The sequence below is a fragment of the Exiguobacterium sp. genome (assembly GCF_020832205.1).
In the GTDB taxonomy this organism is placed as follows: Bacteria; Bacillota; Bacilli; order Exiguobacteriales; family Exiguobacteriaceae; genus Exiguobacterium.
Window position 1 is genome coordinate 1 of the sequence record NZ_JAFIFD010000010.1, and the last position, 19,744, is coordinate 19,744.

Consider the following 19,744-nt stretch of genomic DNA (forward strand, 5'->3'; position numbering starts at 1 on the left):
GTCATCCATCACGCTCACATATTAAATTTCACAGGTGACAGTTATCGTGTCACGCATGCGTTGTCGAAACACTAAAACCTAGCTGGCAAAGTTCTGTACTTTTCGTTGCATTATTGTGCACATTTGTATTGCAAAATACAATTTGAGCCTCTATGATTTTCTTTCAGGTATAATTTTCTGCTTGCATCATACATAATACACTCAGTTTTTGTTCAATCGAGTACCGACTTCTCGCCATAAAAACACTCTCGAATAGATAAACAGATTTGTTATTTCATCTGTCTATCTATTCGAGAGCATATCATTATATAAAACCTATTTTATTTTCCTTTTTCTCTTTTAAATTATCTAATTTATTTCCCTTAATGCATGACATATTGTATTCCTTATGCTTATCTTGTAAGGTTTCAAGAATATCTGCTTTATACTCTATATTAATAATATTGCGATACTCTTCAAAAATTTCAGATTTGTTAGCATAAGATTGTAGAAATAATAAAATTTTAGTTTTGTTAAAACAGTATTTTAGTGAATACTCATTTAAGCTTATTTTTGAAAGATGTAACTCTCTATACCCATTGTCATATATACTCCCCTCAAGCACATCTAAATTTTTTAATATTTCAGATATACTTAAATGATTACACAATCTCTTGATTAAATAGCCTACAGCTTTATAATTTTCTATTTCATTAGCCTTTATTATTCCAATAATTATATAACTAATAGTTTTATCATTTAAGGTTACTTTTGGTAGTTCATCATTAATAGCTTCTGCGTCTTCAATAGCTTGTAAAAACTTGGACTCTTGTATTAAATCTTGTTTTTCTCTGATTCCTTCTATAGCATTTCCTAAATCCTCAAAAACCCCGGCAGTTACTGACGATAGAGAATCAGTTTTAATTTCATTAGTATTAGTTTCCTGTTGAACTTTAAAAAGTAATGATAAAACTACTGGTAGATCTACATTATTATTTTTATTAATTATGTTAAATAACATTCCAATTAATAAATCTTCCATATAATTATTTTTATCATTAATTTCTAAATTTGCTTTTTCACTAATAAATTTTGACTGATTAACTGTAGAACCCAAAAAGTCAATTCCATTATTAGAAGACATTTTTTGAAGTATATCGCTGCTTTTTTGGTTTCTATACAAATATTCAATTATTTTATTTAACTCTGTATAGCAAGTTTTAGATAATAAATCGTAATTTTCAGTATAATTAGTTTGAATTTCTTTTATTTTTTCTTCCTTTATGTTTTTTATGCTTTTTTCTTCAAGTTCAAAAAGAGGAATACTATTGAAAATTCCTTTCAGTAAAATTTCATGATAACGACTCAAAGTAATATTATCTGAAGTTTCGACTATTAATTTATTTGTAAGTTCTAAAGTTTTGTCATACAGTTTTTTATGAGTTATAGAATCTTTTATTGGTGAATGAAATATCCTCTCTTGCGTATTACTCACCGCATCTATCCATTTAAGTATATATTTTTCTGTTAATTTTTCATTATTCAAAGTTAATAGATACAGTAAATTTTGATTAAAAATATTTAAGTTCTTCTCCAATAATACTAGTTCTTTTTCTAAAAACGGCTCTATTATGTACTGTTTATTTTGTTTATTTTGTTTTTCTTTAATTCCACAAATTTTCGCAACTGCAATATAATTTTTTTTTAATATAGCATCTATATTAAATGAAGAAATAAATCTTATTAAAGTAATTACAAAAACAGTTGTTGCAATAAGAAAAGATATAATATTTAACAAACCTAAAAACATTTGCCAATTCCAAGTTGAATTAAGTATTAGTTTAATATAATCCTGAAAAAAAGGTAGTGGATAATATAATTTACTGGGTAATGTAATCATTGAAAGAAATGAGAAGATTACACCAATACCCATCATTAAAGAAGTAACCGGTGAAGCAAATTGAATTGTGGACATACTATAAGTCTTCGTATAAATATATACACTCATAGTAACAATAGATCCTAAATAAAATATCGGTATTCTAGATACTATAATTATATATGTATCAGTATTTTCTGATAAAGCTGTCGACAAATATGCCTTAACAATAAATAAGCAGATAAGTAATATAGCTAAGACTATTGATATATGACCAACAGTCTTAGCTATAATATGATTTAAAATCTCATTTTTTTTGTATTTCTGGAACATCTATCTGTGACCTCCGAAATAGTTTACTATCTGCTCATGTTGAATAACATTATCACTATCATTGTAATATACATTATGCCATGGCCCCTCCGAGACGTGGCTTGCTTCTACCAAATCAAAAGCACTTCTTTGTTTTAAATTATTCCATACATTTTGTATTACAATAATTTCATCAGGTTGTAATCCGATAAAGTTATCTAATTCTATTTGTGGTATATCATTTTGCCCGTACGAATTAAATCTGAAATACACAGAAGGTATTACTGGTCCATAACGCCATGCCTCAAAATTTTCATCGACAATCAATCGCCTTCCTTGGTGTACAGCAGAGAAAATTCCATGGCAAAAGTAAAGCAACTTTTGCAACTTTAAATTACTTAAAGAGTAATACTTACCTGCTTCCATGTCATTATCTCTTAGGTTAAGTAAAAAGTCCGTCACTTGTTGAACAGTTGCCATAGTTTTCACTCCTTCATTTGAGTTTCTTTACTTATATTTTAGTCTATACATCCAGGTTTAGAAAGAAAAAAGAAAACGTTTGTTCTTTTTATATTTTAAAAACCTCATTTATTTATGGTAAGGTTCATTCCGATTGATCCGATACGCCCGGTAGATTTGCTCGCATAAGACGAGTTTCATCACTTGGTGCGGGAACGTCATCTTCGAGAACGAGATCGTATCGTTTGCCCGTTTCATGACGTCTTCGGACAATCCGAGCGAGCCACCGATGACGAAGGCGATTTTACTTTTGCCATACGTGGCGAGTTGGTCGAGTTCACGCGCGAACTCTTCACTTGTGCGCTGCTTGGCGTTGATCGCCAGCGCGATGACGTGCGTGTCCGGACTGATTTTCGCTAAAATCCGTTCGCCTTCTTTTTGCTTTACTAGAATCATATCCGCCTCACTCAAATGCTCGGGCGCTTTCTCGTCCGCGACCTCGATTTCCTGCACTTTTGCATAAGCAGATAACCGTTTCGTATACTCGGCGATTCCTAGTTTCAAATACTTCTCTTTCAGTTTGCCAACCGTGATAATTGAAATATTCATCCAATTCTTCCTTTTTCCACAGATTTTTTGGAGTTATCCATAGGGTTATCCACAGAGTTATCCACAAATCCACATGTTGATAATCATTTTTTACTTGACACAACATATGTTGCGTCGGCGTCACAGAACTCACATGTCACTTGTCCACTTGTGGATAGTTCCTCGAGCAACGGGTATTCGCCCGTCTCATCGACAATGATATCTAAAGCGATTTCAACATGTTCCTTGCATACTTTTTTTTCCACAGGTTTTTCCTCCTTAAAAAAGAAGCGTCGCCGCTTCTTCATGTCGCTTCTGTTAACGTGGCTTCTGTTTTGTTCAGTTGGCCGCGCCTTGTATATTCGATCGATACCGTGTCGCCGACCGTCGAGTCGCGGTAAAGCGCATCCCGTAAATCGACGTATCGCTTGATCTCTCGGTCGCCGATTTTCACGATGACGTCACCGATCCGAAGCCCCGCCTGTTCGGCCGGGCTTCCTGGCGTGATCTCTTCGACGAAGACGCCGTCCTCGTTGTCAAAACTGATTCCGTACTCTTCCCGCACGTTTCCGGGCACGGCGATGACTTCTTGGATCGTGACGCCAAGCTGAGCTCTCGTCACACGTCCGTCGCGCTCGAGCATGTCAATGACCGGCAGCGCCACGTTGACGGGAATCGAGAAACCGACCCCTTCGACGCTCGCTTCGGCGATTTTCATCGAGTTGATGCCGACGAGTTCGCCGCGGATGTTGATGAGCGCCCCGCCAGAGTTACCTGGGTTGATGGCCGCATCGGTCTGGATGACCTCGGCGTTGTAGTCCATGAGCCCGTCACTGTTCGTGTCGACCGGCACCGTCCGTTCGACACCACTGACGATACCACGGGTGACCGAGTTTGAAAAGACGCCGAGCGGATTGCCGATCGCCATAACCGTCTCTCCGGCTTGTAACGTGTTCGAATCACCAAGGACAATCGGCGTCGCCTCGATGTTGTCCGGCAACTCGACGGCCGCGACCGCCAAATCGTTGAGCGGATCTTCGCCTAAAATGGTCGCCGTCGCCACTTGTCCGTCCGAAAAGGCGACGCTGATCTCATCGGCTTGCTCGATCACGTGAAAGTTCGTGACGATGTACGCCGTGTCTCCATCGACCTTATAGATGACACCAGAGCCCGCTCCCGCCTCCCACTGCGAATCGGACGTGAAGGCGCGCTGGATATTTGTGATGCTGACGACAGACGTCTTTGCGCCCGTCACGGCTGTCGTGATGTCGGACTCGGTGAAGGTGACGGCCTGTTCGGTCCGGATCAGTTCATTCGTCACAAAACGAGAGGTCGGGGAATCCCAGAGCATCATCGCCAAAAAGAACAAAGCCGCTCCTAAGAATCCGCCAACCCCTCCGAGTAACAACGGTTTTATATTCATCCGCGGCTTGTGGCGCACGCGTTCCTCGCTTTTTGGACGCCAGTCGCTGCGAGATGGATAAGTCGATTGATCGTTCATCGTATCTGCTTCGTGCGTTAAAGGTTCGACGTCTTGAGGCTCATACTCATGGTGTCTCTCTTCATTCACGACGCGTCCCCCCTTCAAGACATTGTTATCTGTCTTTTCCCAACTTCTCTTATAAAGAAACGAGCGAAGTTGGGACGGATGGGTCGGTATCGCACAATTTGATGCGGCCGAGGTCGACATCGCGCATGTCGAGTGTCTGTGAGACGCTCATTTGCGCCAGTTCTTTCATGTTGTTGTCTTTGCTGAGGTGGGCCAAATAAATCCGTTTCGTCCGATCGCCGATGACCTCGCTCATGGCGATGGCCGCATCCTCGTTCGAGACGTGTCCATAGTCACCGAGAATACGCCGCTTGACGCTCCATGGATAACGCCCCATCTGTAGCATCGACACGTCGTGGTTCGATTCGAAGATGAAGTCGTCGGCTCCGCGGATGAGTCCCTTCATCCGATCCGACACGTAACCGGTGTCGGTGATGTGGGCGAGCCGCTTGCCGTCATGGGCGAACTGATAGAACATCGGGTCGGCCGCGTCATGGCTGACGTTGAACGACTCGAGCTCAATGTCACCAAACTGCTTGATCTCCCCCACCTCGAAGTGAAACTTTAAGGACGGATCGATTTTTCCAATCTTCTCTTCCATCGCTTCCCACGTTTTCGCGTTCGCATAGATCGGCAAATGGTATTTTCGGGCCAAGATTCCGATCCCTTTAATATGGTCGGAGTGCTCATGGGTGACGAGCAGTGCGTCGACCCCTTCAAACGACCGGCCAATCTCTGTGATGCGTTGCTGCATCGCCTTGCCGGTCAATCCGGCGTCGACGAGCAATTTCGTCCGGTCCGTCTCAATGTAGAGGGCGTTTCCGGTCGAACCGCTCGCGAGCACACTATAGCGTAAAGTCACTCGATCACTCCTTTCCTTTCAGTCTACTGTGTGAAACTCAACCCGCTCGACCGTCCCGTCAATCGCGTTGACGAAATAGACGTTCTCGTCGATCGCGATCGACCAGAGCGGCGGCATAATGATCAAACTGCCCGAGCTGTCGAGCGGGAGGCTGTAAAAGCCGGTGTTGATAGCTCGCATCTCTTGGTTCGGTTGGAAATACTTCCGCGCCGCAAGCTGGGAAATCGCTTCGCTTGCCGTCAAGACGAGGTCGTCTTGCGACTTCGACGACAAGTTCGTCAAATGACGCTGTTTGTAATCCGTGACTTCATAGTCCTCGTTTAATTGGAGCAACAACAAGGAAGGGCCGATGTATGTCTCGGTATCGGCCTCGATTTCCGGATTCGAGAAAATCTTATTGTTTTCATACGTCTGCACGAAAGCGATTTGACGCGTCTCCTGATCGAAACGCCAATACGCATACTCGGAACCGAACGGGACGTAGTCGGTGACGAACGTCGCCGCTGTCGTCCGTAAATCGGCCTCGTCGAGCGGGACCGGGTCTTTCAGCTCGACTTCGAGCTGCATGTTGTCGAGTGTGGTCGCCAGTTGCGCCTCACGATTTTTCGTGATCATCGACGCCGACATCTGCTCAGACGATCCGGTCAAATAACCGATGTCACGCCCCATCCGTGGTAATTTCGAGGCGTCGACATCACGCTGGTCCAAGATTTGGGCGATCGACGTGTTATCGTTCGAGACGACTTCAGTCGCCCACGTCTCGGTCAAGAGCTGGAACAACAGGTAGATGTTCAGCGCGAGGAAGGCGAAGAGCAGAATCGTTTTCGCTTTACTCCAATCCACGATACATCATCCTTTCCGTCCAATCTCCTGGTTTATCATACGGCACCCAACGTCCCGCTTCCCGGACGAACCAGTTTGGCGAGAACGTGACGTACCGGCTCGTGTCTTCATTGTATTCAATTTCATACCCGAGGCGGATCTCGGTGACGTTCTCGAATCGGCCCGTGTTGACGAGCGTGTCGAGGACGTCTTGGCCGCCCGCAAGCTGTGTCGTCCCTACAGAGATCAACCGATCGATCTCAAGGTGATGCCGCGTGATCGACCGGACTTGCGCTCCGTCGTTTTCGACGCGCAATGTCGATAAGTCGACCGCATCGTTGTTGATGAACGCCTCGCGTTGGCTGAACACGGGGAAACCGTTCACGTGAAACCGGAAGACGGTCGTCTCAAACCCTTTGTTCGCTGGCGTGATGGCATCAAACCGGAGCGACAACCCTTGGCTCTCTGACGTCTCATCGACCCATCCTCCGTGAAAGTTGACGAAGTCGACGATCGTGTCGAGACCGATTGCGGATTCACGCTCGCTGCTGTTACGTGACAAGTTGCGGTATCGGCTCGCATTCAATTTCGCGTCGTACTCAGCGACGCTGATGCCGTTCGTGAGAGCTCCGACCGAACTGGCCGGGTCGACTTCCTGCACGTTCGGATCACCGGGGAAGAACGTGTCGCGCATCCAATCGAGACGGGCCGAGATTTGAATTTGAGACACGTCGTATGCGAACAGCTCGTTCATTTCCGGACCGACGACGGGAATGTAGTTGACGCGGTCCTCGGCGTAAGTGACACGTTGCATCGCCCGGCTCGAGTCTTTTAAGAACAGACTGTTGACGTCGCCCGTACCGACTTTGGCCAAACGACCTTCCCAAATCGATTGGTCGCTCATAATGGCCCGAATCTTCCAAACGTCTCCGTCTATAAACAAGAGGGCCCGTTGCGGAACTTTTCCGGACAAACTGTACGAGCCCGGCACGATGTATCCGAGCGTGTCCGCATAGTACGGCTCCGGTAAGACCAGTTCGAGCGCCTCGTTCACACCGGAGTAAAAACTTGGCACGTTTTTCGCGGCGAGCGGTTTGAACTCGTTCGCCTCGAACGTATCACGAATGACCCGGGCGATTTGTTTCGGTGTGTTCTTCGTCGCGAAGACGGCGTTGTTCTCGTGCACAACCGTTTGGGCCGGGACGATGACTTGACTCGCCCGGCGTTGGAGCGACGTGTCGACCGTCGCGACTTGCGTCTCCGACTGGACCGATTGATACTTCGGATGATAGTCCCATAGGATGATCGTTTGGACGATGGACGTGACGATCAAGGTGAGCAAGACGAGCGATTTCACTAGTTCTGGCTTCGCCCAGAAACGTTTTCGTTCCATCAGTCATTCACCTCCACGATCGTATCGAACGGGATGGTGAAATAAATCGTCGTCCCGCGGCCGAACTCACTTTCCGCCCAAATATCACCACCATGCGCCGACACGACTTCTTTGGCGATCGACAATCCGAGTCCGGTCCCGCCGATATTACGGGCCCGTGCTTTGTCGACCCGATAGAAGCGCTCAAAGATTTTCTTCAAGTTCGATTTCGGAATGCCGACCCCTTCGTCTTTAATGCCGACGACGAGTCGTTTCGCCCGTAGCATCGTCCGGAACGTGATCGTACCGCCTTCCGGCGAGAATTTGATCGCGTTCGTGATGATGTTGTCAATCACTTGCGTCATCTTGTCCTGATCGGCATGCACGTAGACGCGACGCTTCATAAGCTTGCGCCGGAACTCGATGGTTTCACCTTTCGTCATCTCGTGACGGTCGATGATGTCGTTAAAGAACTGAATGAAGTCGAACTTCACTTTCTGCATCGTATACTCTTTACTGTCCATTTTCGACAGTTGCAACAAATCGTTGACGAGGCGAATCATCCGCTCCGTCTCGTTTTGCGTCGTCTCTAAGAAACGCGGCGCGAGCTCATCGTCTTTATACGCCCCTTCGGCGAGCACTTCGAGGTAGCTTCGCATCGTCGTCAATGGCGTTCGGAGCTCGTGGCTCACGTTCGCGACGAACTCACGGCGATCCTGCTCGACTTGCTCCTGCTCGGTCACGTCATGTAAGACGACGATGAGGCCGGTGATCGGCCCGCTATGCTTTTGAATCGGAGAGAAGTAAGCGCGGACGAGGAACAGTTCTTCATCGGTGCTCAAATCAATCAATTTCGGCGGCATCGTCCCGTCTTCCGGGATGACGATGTCGTCATCGAATTCGAGCAAGCTCTGAAGGTTCGCCCCCATCGCCTCTTCTTCTTCCACTCCGATCATATCGCGGGCTTGATCGTTCATCAGGATGACGCGTAGTGAACGGTCGGTCGCGACGACCCCGTCTGACATGTTTTCTAACACACTCGTCAAACGGCGGCGCTCGGCTTCCGTCGTGGCGTTCGCTTCCATGAGCTCATCAGTCAATTCGTTAAAGGCGTAGGCCAGTTGACCGACCTCATCGTCGGAATAGACTTTAACTTTCCGCGAGAAGTTCCCTTTTCGCATCTCGACGGCTTGACGACGCATGTCCGCAATCGGCCGCGTGATCGTCCGGGATAGCAAGATGCCGAGAATCGACGTGATAATCAAGGCGATGAGCGTCCCCGTCGCGAGGATGCGCGTCACTTGTTCCATCTGGTTGTAGATGGACTGCATCGACGCCTCGATATATATCATGCCCGTCGTCGTCCCGTCGACCTCGGATTTGATCGGTACGGCGACGACGCGCATCCGTTCGTTCGAGTCTTCATAGACGACCGTTTCCTGGGCGCCGCTCGTGGCGAACGATTTTTGGATGAACGTGCTCGCCGTCCGTTGTCCGACGAGACTTTGGTTGTTCGGGTTCGACGTTGCCCGTACGACACTGTTCGTATCGATGATTTGGACTTCGCGAATGTCGTCAGCTAGCGTCGTGCTCTCCGTAAACTCAGACAGCAGCTGATCCAGTACCTGGTTCAACTGCTGATCCGTTGGCGAGTCACCGCCGTTCGATGCGATCCCTTGACTGACGTTATAGCTCAGAAGGTTGGCACGATCGACGAGCGACTGCGAAAAGTTGTTGATGTATTGCCGTTCAAGGGAACGTACGAAGTACACCCCGATGACTTGCATCGCAACAAGAATGAGCAGCGCATAGATGACGACGAGCTTCCACTGGATAGATTTAAAGAAGTTCGTCCGTTTCATCGTTTAGTCTTCTTCTCCTGCTTTTAAATAGTAGCCGACACCGCGACGTGTGATGATATACGTCGGCGTCGACGGGTTGTCTTCGACTTTCTCACGCAGACGGCGCACTGTCACGTCGACCGTGCGGACGTCGCCAAAGTAATCGTAACCCCACACCGTCTGCAGCAAATGCTCGCGTGTCATCACTTGCCCGATGTTTTGGGCGAGGTAATGGATGAGCTCGAACTCACGGTGCGTCAGTTCGATTTTCTCTTCGCGCTTCGTCACCATGTACGAGTCCGGGTGAATCGTCAAGTCACCGATGACGATATCGTTCGCATTGGCGCCTTTCGCTTCTGGTGCCGGGGCCGTCGCATGACGGCGCATGTTCGCTTTGACGCGGGCTAACAGCTCACGCGAGCTGAACGGCTTCGTCACATAGTCGTCGGCGCCGAGTTCGAGGCCGAGTACTTTATCGATCTCTGAGTCTTTCGCCGTCAACATGATGATCGGCATGTCGTATTTCTTTCGTACTTCACGGCACACTTCCATGCCGTCTTTAAGCGGGAGCATGATGTCGAGCAAAATCAAATCCGGCTTGACTTCTTCGACTTTCACGAGCGCCTCTTCCCCGTCGTAGGCGACGTGGACTTGGTAACCTTCTTTTTCAAGTTTAAACTTCAATATATCAGCAATTGGTTGTTCGTCATCTACCACTAAAATCGTACGATCCATTCAGTGAGTCCTCCTCTATCATTAAACGTACACGTCCTATTGTAACTCTTTTTCTATAGGTTAGAAAGCGTGGTTCATTTCCACGGAAATGAAAAAAGAGAGCCGCGCGGGCTCTCTGTCTTATGCTTCGTAAATGTCACGCAAGATGACCGTCTGTTCACGCGCCGGTCCGACCGAGAACGTCAACAGTTCGATTCCCGTCAACGCTTCGATGCGCTTGACGTAGTTCTGGGCGTTCACCGGCAAGTCTTCGAACTTGCGGACACTTGTGATGTCTTCTGTCCAACCTGGAAGTTCTTCATACACCGGTACACACTTCTCAAGGACACGGAAGTTCGGCGGGTACTCATCGAGCAGTTTCCCTTCGTACTCATACGCTGTGCAAATCTTGAGCGTCTCAAGACCTGTCAACACGTCGATCGAGTTGAGGCAGAGGTCTGTGATCCCGCTGACACGGCGCGAGTGACGAACGACGACCGAGTCGAACCAACCGACACGACGCGGACGGCCTGTCGTCGTCCCGTACTCTTTCCCGACCTCACGAATCGTATGGCCAATCTCATCATCGAGCTGTGTCGGGAACGGGCCGTCGCCGACACGTGACGTGTACGCCTTACAGACGCCGACGACGTGATGAATCTTCGATGGACCGATACCGGCACCGCTCGACACACCGCCTGACGCCGCGTTCGATGACGTGACGAACGGGTACGTGCCGTGGTCGATATCGAGAAGAACGCCTTGTGCCCCTTCAAACAGGACTTTCTCTTCTTCGTCGAGGGCATTGTTCAAGACGACCGACGTATCGCATACGTACTTGGCGAACTGTTGGCCGTAGGCGTAGTATTCCTCGAAGATGTCATCGAACTCGACCGCATCGACTTCGTACATCTTCACGAACATGCGGTTTTTAATCGCAAGCACCGTCTTCAACTTCTCGGCGAACACTTCTTTGTCGAGCAAATCAGCGATGCGAATCCCGATGCGCGCTGCTTTGTCCATGTAGCAAGGACCGATTCCTTTGAGCGTCGTCCCGACTTTGGCGTCGCCTTTCGCGTCTTCTTCGAGCTTGTCTTGCAGTTGGTGGTACGGCAAGATGACGTGCGCCCGGTTCGAGATGCGGAGGTTATCCGTGCTCACACCGCGCTCATGCAAGTAAGCGAGTTCTGTAACGAGTGACTTCGGGTTGACGACCATCCCGTTACCGATGACACACGTTTTGTCCGAATAGAAAATGCCTGATGGAATCAGATGAAGCTTATATTTCGTATCATTGAAGACGATTGTATGACCAGCGTTGTCTCCCCCTTGATAACGCGCGACGACGTCGGCTTGTTTTGACAAGAAATCGGTGATTTTCCCTTTTCCTTCATCGCCCCACTGCGTTCCCACTACGACTACTGATGACATAATGAATCCTCCTTGTAAATAAACGTTCTGTTCAAACCATCCGTAAGTGTACACCTGCCACTGCAGAAAGTCAACCTAATACCGAACGATACTTTTATACTGTAACCTTTCGTTCGTTATTGACTCGTATTCTCGTTGCAGTTCTACGTATTCCTTAAATCTGGCGAGTGATTAGGCATAAAGACCGATATAAAAAGGAGCGGCGCCGCATCGGCACCACTCCTTTTTGTCGCATCGTCTCACATCGGAGGCGCGAACGCTTGCGTCTCCATATTGACGAACTTGTTATACTCTTTTCGAAACGAGAGTTTGACCATGCCGGTCGGACCGTTACGCTGTTTGGCGATGATGATTTCGATCGTATTGGCGTCTTCACTCTCTTTGTCATAATAATCGTCCCGATACAAGAACGCGACGATATCCGCATCTTGCTCGATCGCACCGGATTCCCGGATATCGGACATCATCGGCCGCTTATCTTGCCGGCTCTCAACGCCACGGGAGAGCTGTGACAAGGCGATGACCGGCACTTGGAGCTCACGCGCGATCGCTTTGAGCGTCCGGGAGATCTCCGATACTTCTTGTTGCCGGTTCTCGCCCGGTTTGCCGTTCCCGACGATGAGTTGCAAATAGTCAATCATGATCATGCCGAGGCCGTGCTCTTGCTTCAAGCGACGGCATTTGGCGCGAATCTCGTTGACGCGAAGCCCAGGGGTGTCATCGATGTAAATCCCGGCTTGCGAGAGCGATGACATGGCGAGCGAGAGCCGCCCCCAGTCTTCGGCTTCGAGCCTGCCGGTCCGGAGCCGCTGGGCGTCGATGTTCCCTTCCGCACAGAGCATCCGCATGACGAGTTGTTCCGCACCCATCTCCAAACTGAAGATGGCGACGTTCTCACCCGTCCGGACAGCGACGTTTTGCGAGATGTTCAGTGCGAACGCCGTCTTACCGACGGAAGGACGAGCCGCGACGATGATTAAATCGTTTCGTTGGAAACCGGCCGTCATCTTATCCAAATCGGTGAACCCGGTCGCAATCCCGGTGATTTCACCGCTCGATTGGTGTAACTTCTCGATCGTCGAATAAGCGTCAGACAGAACCGACCCGATCGGGTGGAAGCTCGACTGTCCTTTTCGTTGCGATACTTTTAAAATGTTCCGTTCCGCATCGGACAGGACAGCATCAACTTCGTCTTGACGTTCATAGCCGTCCGAGACGATATTCGTCGCCGTTCGGATGAGCCGCCGCAGCGCCGCTTTTTGATCGACAACGTTCAAGTAGTACCCGATGTTGCCGATGGCCGGGACCGACTCAGCGATTTCCGCCAAATAGTTCAAGCCGCCGATCTCATCGAGAATGCCTTGGGCTTGTAGCTCAGAACTGAGCGTGACCAAGTCGACAAGTTCGCCACGGTCGTTGATTTTCAACATGGCTTCAAAGATCCGCTGGTGGCTGACACGATAAAAGTCATCCGGGTCGACCCGTTCCGAGGCCGTGATGAGACGGTCCGAGTCGAGGATGACGGCCCCTAGGACGGCTTGTTCTGCCTCGACGCTATGTGGCGGGGTATTGACTTGAATCGCATCACTCATCCGTCTCTACCTCACCTTCACGCTTCTTGAACATGAACGTTTAACATGGCCGTGACGTCATGGTGCAACTTCACCGGCACTTTTGTGAATCCGAGCGCTTTGATCGGATGTTCGAGCTCGATCTTACGTTTGTCGATCTTATAGCCCATTCCTTTGAGCGCCTCACCGATTTGTTTGCTCGTGACCGAACCGAAGACGCGGCCGCCTTCGCCTGACTTCGTCTTGACGACGATCGTCTCTTTCTCGATTTTGTCTTTGAGGGCTTGGGCCGCTTTCAACTCTTCTGCTGCTGCTTCCTCGGCACGACGTTCTTTCGCCGCGAACGCCTTTAAGTTACCTGGTGTCGCTTCGACAGCCAAGTTCTTCTTAAAGAGCACGTTTTTCGCATATGCATCGGCGACATCTTTCACTTCGCCTGCTTTCCCTTGTCCTTTTACATCCACTTTTAAAATGACTTTCATTCCGTTTCCTCTCCTTCGGTTTCATCTGTCATATAATGATCAATCGCTTCTTTCAACATCGTTTTTGCCTGATCGCGACCAACGTTCAGTTGTGTCGCCGCGTTCGTCAAGTGACCGCCTCCGTCGAGCATTTCCATGACGACTTGGACGTTGACGTCGCCGAGCGAACGGGCGCTGATGCCGGTCCGTCCGTCCGGCAAGACGGCGATGACGAATGAGGCTTTGACCCCTTCCATGTTGAGCAGCTGATCCGCCGACTGGGCGATGAGCACTTGATGGTGCGGCTCATCATCCGGGGCGACGGCAATCGCCATCCCACCCGAGTAAATCTCGGTACTCTCTAAAATGTGGGATTGCTCGATATACGAATCGAGATCTTGGCGCATGAAGTGTTGGACGAGCACGGTGTCCGCCCCTTGGATCCGGAGAAACGAGGCGGCGTCAAACGTCCGCGATCCGGTCCGCAGCGTGAATCCTTTCGTGTCGACCATGATGCCGGCTAGAAGCGAGGTCGCCTCTAAAATCGACAGTTTACGCGTTCCGGCCTGATACTCGATCAGTTCCGTCACGAGCTCACACGTCGAAGACGCATACGGCTCCATATAGACGAGCACGGGGTCCTCGATGAACTCCTCGCCGCGGCGATGGTGGTCGATGACGACGACCCGCTCGGCCCGGTCGAGAATCTCACGTGAGATGACGAGCGAGGGGCGGTGCGTGTCGACGATCACGAGCAGCGTCTGTTCATCGATGAGCGGTTGCGCCTCAAACTCGGTCAAGAAGCGGCTGTACAGTTCTTCGTCGTTCTCGACTTCATGGACGAGCCGCTGGATGCCGACACTCGTCTCGCCGGCCGGGATGACAACGTACGCCTCACGCCCGACAAATTCAGCGAGTTTCATAATCCCGATTGAAGCGCCGAGCGAATCCATGTCGGGGTTTTTATGTCCCATAATGAGCACGCGGCTTGATTCTTTAATCAAGTCACGCATCGAGTTCGAGATGACGCGGGCCCGCACGCGGGTCCGTTTTTCAGTCGGGTTCGTCTTGCCTCCGAAGAAGCGGACTTTTCCGTTATGCCGCTTGACGACAACTTGGTCGCCGCCGCGGCCGAGTCCTAAATCAAGGCTCGATTGCGATAAGTTGCCGAGCTCGGTCAACGTCGTCTCGCCGCACCCGATCCCGATCGATAGCGTGAGCGGGATTTTATGCTCTTTCGTCGCCTCACGGACTTCATCGAGAATGGAGAAGCGATTGTTCTCGAGCTCCGATAGCGTCCGCTCGTTCATGACGAGGAAGAAGCGGTCGGCGGCCGTCCGGCGCATATAAATATGGTGCTTCTGTGCCCATTGGTTGAGGAGCACGGTCACACGCCGATTGATCTCACTGCGGACTTGTTCATCGACCCCGGTCGACATCTCGTCGTAGTTGTCCAAATACAACACACCGATGACGGTTTGCGTTTCCGAATACTTCTGTTCGATCTCTGCCTCGTCCGTCATATCGAACAAGTAGAGCGTCTGATAATCTTTGTTGTATAAGACCCGATAGACGCGGTCTCCGACTTCAATCGTCGCTTCGTCTTCTTCTTCCTCAATCAACTCGGTGAACGCCGAGTGGATCAAATCGAGCGAAATGCCGAGCTCCATCTCGAGTTCGAAAATGAGGCGGGACTGTTCGTTGAACCAACTGATGCGACGGTTTTCGTCAAACACCAAGATTCCGATCGGCATGCCGGTCAATGCTTCTTTCCCGACATCCTCGATGCGGTGCGACAGCGAGTGAACGTACTGTTCCCATGCTTTCCGTTCGCGCCGGATCGTCACTTGTTGATACATGAAGAAGATTAGCGTGCCGACGAACAGGGTGATCGCTGCCACGATGCTGTAGAACGCCAATCCGAACGAGACGATCACTCCGATCAGATACGGAAGCGCGTATCGCCTATATTGGTTCTTCACGGATGTTATTGCTTCACCACTGTGCATGTATGCCTCCTAAAATGAGTATGAAAGACTCATGATGTCGAAATGGTTTCTGCTTTATCATACCATATCCGTCTATTTGACTTACACTCCGACGGTAAACAAAAAAACGACCTACCCCGAAGGATAAGTCGTGCGCCAAGATTACTCTGCAACGTATGGAAGCAAAGCCATTTGACGTGAGCGCTTGATAGCGACAGTAAGTGGACGTTGGTATTTCGCTGAAGTACCAGTCACACGACGTGGAAGAATTTTACCACGCTCCGAAACGAAGCGCTTGAGCAATTCTACGTCTTTATAATCGATATGAGTGATGTTGTTCGACGTAAAGAAACATACTTTACGACGACGACGACCTCCTGGACGACGTGCCATGTGAAGACCTCCTTTTTAGGTTAGTTTTAAATCGGTACGATCAGAATGGCAGATCGTCATCCGATAAGTCGATTTTTCCGCCGCCCGAGAACGGGTCGGCCTCAAAACCTTTGTTTGAGTTCGAGGACTGAGATGAAGTCGAAGAAGCGGCTGCGCCCCATCCTGATCCACTTGACTCACCACCACCGAATACATCTCCGGCCGGTGCTGTATCACGTTGCGTTGAAGCACCGCGTGGTTCAAGGAAGCGTACGCTATCGGCTACGACTTCTGCCCGGTAACGACGTTGGCCATCTTGACCTTCGTAACTACTGATTTGAAGGCGACCGTCTACGCCGGCCATGCTGCCTTTTTTCAAATATTGTGCCACGTTCTCTGCTTGTTTGCGCCATACGACACAATCAATAAAGTCCGCCTCGCGCTTCCCATCTTGTCCAGTGAATGGACGATCGCAAGCGAGAGTGAAGCGAGTTACGGCGATGCCGCTCTGCGTGTAACGCATTTCCGGATCGCGAGTCAATCGACCAACTAACACAACTCGGTTAATCATCTCAAAGCTCCCCTTTCGCAATATGAAGCGTCAAGAATCAACGCTCGTCTTTAGTTGTCATTTGACGGACAACGTCGTCAGAGATCTTCATGAGACGCTCTGTTTCTTGGATCGCTTTCGGCTCAGCAGTGATGTTGAGAAGAACGTAGTGTCCTTCGCGCATCTTGTTGATTTCGTAAGCGAGACGACGTTTACCCATGTCTGTTGTTTTTTCAACAGTACCACCGTTTTCAGTGATGACGTTGTTGAAGCGTTCGATCAAAGCTTTCTTCGCTTCCTCATCAACTGATGGACGGATAATGTAAAGAAGTTCGTATTTACGCATTATCTTTCACCTCCTCTTGGACTAACGGCTCCTACCGGTTGTAGGAGCAAGGAGCAAACAATTGTTTTACTCACGTCATAATATACTATCAAACTTCTCTTCATTTTACAACACGTTTCAGCAAAATGACTTAAACGTTGAAGCGGAACGTGACGACGTCGCCATCTTGGAAGACGTACTCTTTCCCTTCCGACCGAAGCTTACCTTGTTCTTTAACTGTCGTCATGTTGCCTGCTGTCGACAAATCTTCGTACGACACGACTTCGGCACGGATGAAACCGCGTTCGAAGTCAGAGTGGATGACACCTGCACATTGCGGCGCCTTCATCCCTTGCTTGAACGTCCAAGCCCGAACTTCTTTCTCACCGGCCGTGAAGTATGTCGCGAGGCCAAGCGTCGAGTAAGCGGCACGAATCAACTGGTCGAGACCAGACTCTTCAATACCAAGGTCTTGCAAGAATTCTAGGCGCTCTTCCGGCTCGAGTTCTGAAATCTCTTCCTCGATGCGGGCACAGATGACGATGACTTGCGCATCTTCAGTCGCCGCGTGCTCACGCACCGCCTGGACGTACGGGTTGTTGTCCGAATCCGCGACTTCATCTTCGCTCACGTTCGCGACGTAAAGCATCGGCTTCATCGTGAGCAACTGGAAGTGTTTGACGATGGCGAGTTGGTCTTCTGTCAACTCAGCGACGCGAGCTGGGCGCTCCGATTCGAGGACGGCTTGAACGATTTCAAGTGCTTCAAGTTCTTGAGGTGCACCCTTATCTTTCGATTTGACCATCTTTTGGACGCGTGTGATGCGTTTCTCGACCAACTCGAGGTCCGCTAAAATGAGTTCGAGGTTGATCGTCGTGATGTCGTCGATCGGTGACACTTTACCTGCCACGTGCGTGATGTTGTCGTCTTCGAAACAACGGACGACTTGGCAAATCGCATCGACTTCGCGGATGTTGGCCAAGAATTTGTTCCCAAGCCCTTCGCCTTTAGACGCACCTTTGACGATTCCGGCGATGTCTGTGAATTCAAACGCTGTCGGCACCGTCTTTTTCGGTTTGACGAGCTCTGTCAATCGATCGAGCCGCGCATCCGGCACTTCAACGACCCCAACGTTCGGGTCGATCGTGGCGAACGGATAGTTGGCCGCTTCCACACCTGCTTGCGTAATTGCGTTAAATAGTGTCGATTTTCCGACGTTCGGTAAACCGACGATTCCTGCTGTTAATCCCACTTGTATGTCCTCCTCATCCGGCTTTCCCGGGAAATGTTAATCCGTCTGTGGAGTGGGTACATGTAGTACACCACACCGTCACATCCTTCACAATTATAGTTAGTCCGCGATTAAACCGCAACTCAACGTATGAACATATAGAAAAACGCCACTTATTCAGCGGCGCTATCTTCTTTAAGCACTTTCTTCAATCGTTTGTCAAAGTCACGACGTGGCATGAGGACGCTTGCTCCGCAGCCTTGGCACTTGATCCGGACATCCATCCCGACCCGCGTCACTTGCCAACGATTCGTCTTACAAGCATGTGGTTTCTTCATCTCAACGTAGTCATGTAATTCGTACGATTTAGCTTGCATCTCCGGGTGCTCCTTTAGTCGATGTGTTCGGGGACATCATGACGGTGCGAGGATACGGAATTTCGATTCCACGCTCATCGAGCCCCGCTTTCAATTCTTTGTGTAAGATGCGGCCAGCCGCGAAGTGTTGCGTCGGTGGTACCTCGGCCATGAGGCGATAGACGACTTCTGACGGTCCGAGCGACTGAACGCCCGCGAGTGTAATCGGTTCGATGAACAAGTCATGGTACTTTTCTTCGACCGCTTTCGCAATCTCTTTCAACGCTTTTTCGACGTTTACCATGTCTTCTTCATAGGCGACACCGATATCGACGACCGCGACACTGTTTTCAAGTGAGTAGTTCGTCACTTGCATGATTTGTCCGTTCGGGATGATCGTCACTTGCCCGTTCAACCCTTTCAACTTCGTCGTCCGAATCCCGACTTCAATGACCGTCCCGTCGACTTGCTGGTTCAACTTGACGTAATCACCGTTCTTATATTGGTTTTCAAAGATGATGAACGCGCCCGTGATGACGTCTTTCACCAAGTTTTGCGCCCCGAACGAGATGGCGAGACCGGCGACCCCGGCCGATGCGATCAAACCGGCGATGTTGACCCCGAACTGTCCGAGCACCGTCAAAATCATGACGAGTCCGAGCACGTATCGAATCGTATTTTGCGCCAGTTTCAACAGCGTTTCATTTTGCCGTTGGGCGACGATGTTATCTTCATGGATTTTGCGCAATGTGAAGACGCGCTGTACCATCGACGTCAAAATACGCGACGCCACGTATAGCGCCAAAATGATCAAAGCGACCCCGGCCAATTTAAAGCCAAAGCCGATCCACATCTCTGTGTTTTGGAAATAAGCGACGAACCGGTTGACGTTCTCAATCGTCTGATCAGCCACCGTCGTCAAATCAGTTGGTTCTGTATTTTGTGAAGCCATATTTTCACCTCGTAAAGTCGTAGATTCTAACCCATCAAACCATAGTTCACGACTTTTCTCAAACCCTACATCTAGACGTTATAAGTTTCATTGTTTTGGGAATGGATTAATACGGTATCTTTCCAACAAG

Annotated in this window: 20 protein-coding genes; all 20 read right to left on the reverse strand. The window is 49.3% G+C overall.

What is annotated here, in order from left to right; genetic code table 11:
• Nucleotides 1-304: 304 nt before the first annotated feature.
• Entirely contained in the window at nucleotides 305-2,191 is a 1,887-nt protein-coding gene (locus tag JJU47_RS01780) for a hypothetical protein (protein WP_228615840.1), read from the reverse strand.
• Complete coding sequence (locus tag JJU47_RS01785; RefSeq protein ID WP_228615841.1) at nucleotides 2,192-2,650, reverse strand: Panacea domain-containing protein; 459 nt, start codon at nucleotides 2,648-2,650, stop codon at nucleotides 2,192-2,194. It lies immediately after the preceding gene.
• A gap of 108 nt (nucleotides 2,651-2,758) precedes the next feature.
• Nucleotides 2,759-3,238 (reverse strand): 23S rRNA (pseudouridine(1915)-N(3))-methyltransferase RlmH, encoded by a 480-nt coding sequence (gene rlmH / locus JJU47_RS01790; protein ID WP_024371066.1) that lies wholly within the window; start codon nucleotides 3,236-3,238, stop codon nucleotides 2,759-2,761.
• Nucleotides 3,239-3,321: 83 nt separating this feature from the next.
• Complete coding sequence (locus JJU47_RS01795) at nucleotides 3,322-3,483, reverse strand: CxxH/CxxC protein (protein WP_021067873.1); 162 nt, start codon at nucleotides 3,481-3,483, stop codon at nucleotides 3,322-3,324.
• Nucleotides 3,484-3,521: 38 nt separating this feature from the next.
• Nucleotides 3,522-4,787, reverse strand: a complete 1,266-nt coding sequence (locus JJU47_RS01800) for a S1C family serine protease (RefSeq protein WP_228615842.1) — start codon at nucleotides 4,785-4,787, stop codon at nucleotides 3,522-3,524.
• A 49-nt stretch (nucleotides 4,788-4,836) separates the two neighbouring features.
• Nucleotides 4,837-5,628: an MBL fold metallo-hydrolase gene (locus JJU47_RS01805; protein ID WP_228615843.1), complete on the reverse strand. Its 792-nt coding sequence runs from the start codon at nucleotides 5,626-5,628 to the stop codon at nucleotides 4,837-4,839.
• A gap of 18 nt (nucleotides 5,629-5,646) precedes the next feature.
• Entirely contained in the window at nucleotides 5,647-6,471 is an 825-nt protein-coding gene (locus tag JJU47_RS01810; RefSeq protein WP_228615844.1) for a two-component system regulatory protein YycI, read from the reverse strand.
• Nucleotides 6,458-7,843, reverse strand: a complete 1,386-nt coding sequence (yycH, locus tag JJU47_RS01815) for a two-component system activity regulator YycH (protein WP_228615845.1) — start codon at nucleotides 7,841-7,843, stop codon at nucleotides 6,458-6,460. The genes JJU47_RS01810 and yycH overlap by 14 nt, the downstream gene beginning before the upstream one ends.
• A complete protein-coding gene (walK, locus tag JJU47_RS01820) occupies nucleotides 7,843-9,684 on the reverse strand; it encodes a cell wall metabolism sensor histidine kinase WalK (protein ID WP_228615846.1) in 1,842 nt (613 codons plus the stop codon). The genes yycH and walK overlap by 1 nt, the downstream gene beginning before the upstream one ends.
• A 3-nt stretch (nucleotides 9,685-9,687) precedes the next feature.
• A complete protein-coding gene (gene yycF / locus JJU47_RS01825; protein WP_024371072.1) occupies nucleotides 9,688-10,398 on the reverse strand; it encodes a response regulator YycF in 711 nt (236 codons plus the stop codon).
• A gap of 120 nt (nucleotides 10,399-10,518) precedes the next feature.
• On the reverse strand, nucleotides 10,519-11,808 hold the full coding sequence (locus tag JJU47_RS01830) for an adenylosuccinate synthase (RefSeq protein WP_228615847.1): 1,290 nt from the start codon (nucleotides 11,806-11,808) through the stop codon (nucleotides 10,519-10,521).
• Nucleotides 11,809-12,047: 239 nt separating this feature from the next.
• Nucleotides 12,048-13,400, reverse strand: a complete 1,353-nt coding sequence (gene dnaB / locus JJU47_RS01835; protein ID WP_228615848.1) for a replicative DNA helicase — start codon at nucleotides 13,398-13,400, stop codon at nucleotides 12,048-12,050.
• Nucleotides 13,401-13,417: 17 nt separating this feature from the next.
• Nucleotides 13,418-13,861: a 50S ribosomal protein L9 gene (rplI, locus tag JJU47_RS01840; protein ID WP_228615849.1), complete on the reverse strand. Its 444-nt coding sequence runs from the start codon at nucleotides 13,859-13,861 to the stop codon at nucleotides 13,418-13,420.
• A complete protein-coding gene (locus tag JJU47_RS01845) occupies nucleotides 13,858-15,849 on the reverse strand; it encodes a DHH family phosphoesterase (protein ID WP_228615850.1) in 1,992 nt (663 codons plus the stop codon). The genes rplI and JJU47_RS01845 overlap by 4 nt, the downstream gene beginning before the upstream one ends.
• A 141-nt stretch (nucleotides 15,850-15,990) precedes the next feature.
• Nucleotides 15,991-16,221, reverse strand: coding sequence for a 30S ribosomal protein S18 (rpsR, locus tag JJU47_RS01850; RefSeq protein WP_015880232.1), 231 nt, complete (start codon nucleotides 16,219-16,221; stop codon nucleotides 15,991-15,993).
• A gap of 40 nt (nucleotides 16,222-16,261) precedes the next feature.
• On the reverse strand, nucleotides 16,262-16,771 hold the full coding sequence (gene ssb / locus JJU47_RS01855; protein ID WP_024371077.1) for a single-stranded DNA-binding protein: 510 nt from the start codon (nucleotides 16,769-16,771) through the stop codon (nucleotides 16,262-16,264).
• Between the two features lie 37 nt (nucleotides 16,772-16,808).
• Nucleotides 16,809-17,096 carry a 30S ribosomal protein S6 gene (gene rpsF, locus JJU47_RS01860; RefSeq protein WP_024371078.1) on the reverse strand — a complete coding sequence of 96 codons (288 nt, stop codon included), beginning with the start codon at nucleotides 17,094-17,096 and terminating at the stop codon, nucleotides 16,809-16,811.
• Nucleotides 17,097-17,226: 130 nt separating this feature from the next.
• The gene (gene ychF, locus JJU47_RS01865; protein ID WP_228615851.1) at nucleotides 17,227-18,327 is read right to left on the reverse strand and encodes a redox-regulated ATPase YchF; all 1,101 of its coding nucleotides are present in this window, start codon (nucleotides 18,325-18,327) and stop codon (nucleotides 17,227-17,229) included.
• Nucleotides 18,328-18,479: 152 nt separating this feature from the next.
• Complete coding sequence (locus JJU47_RS01870) at nucleotides 18,480-18,683, reverse strand: DUF951 domain-containing protein (protein ID WP_228615852.1); 204 nt, start codon at nucleotides 18,681-18,683, stop codon at nucleotides 18,480-18,482.
• Nucleotides 18,673-19,614 (reverse strand): mechanosensitive ion channel family protein, encoded by a 942-nt coding sequence (locus JJU47_RS01875; protein ID WP_228615853.1) that lies wholly within the window; start codon nucleotides 19,612-19,614, stop codon nucleotides 18,673-18,675. The genes JJU47_RS01870 and JJU47_RS01875 overlap by 11 nt, the downstream gene beginning before the upstream one ends.
• Nucleotides 19,615-19,744: the final 130 nt, after the last annotated feature.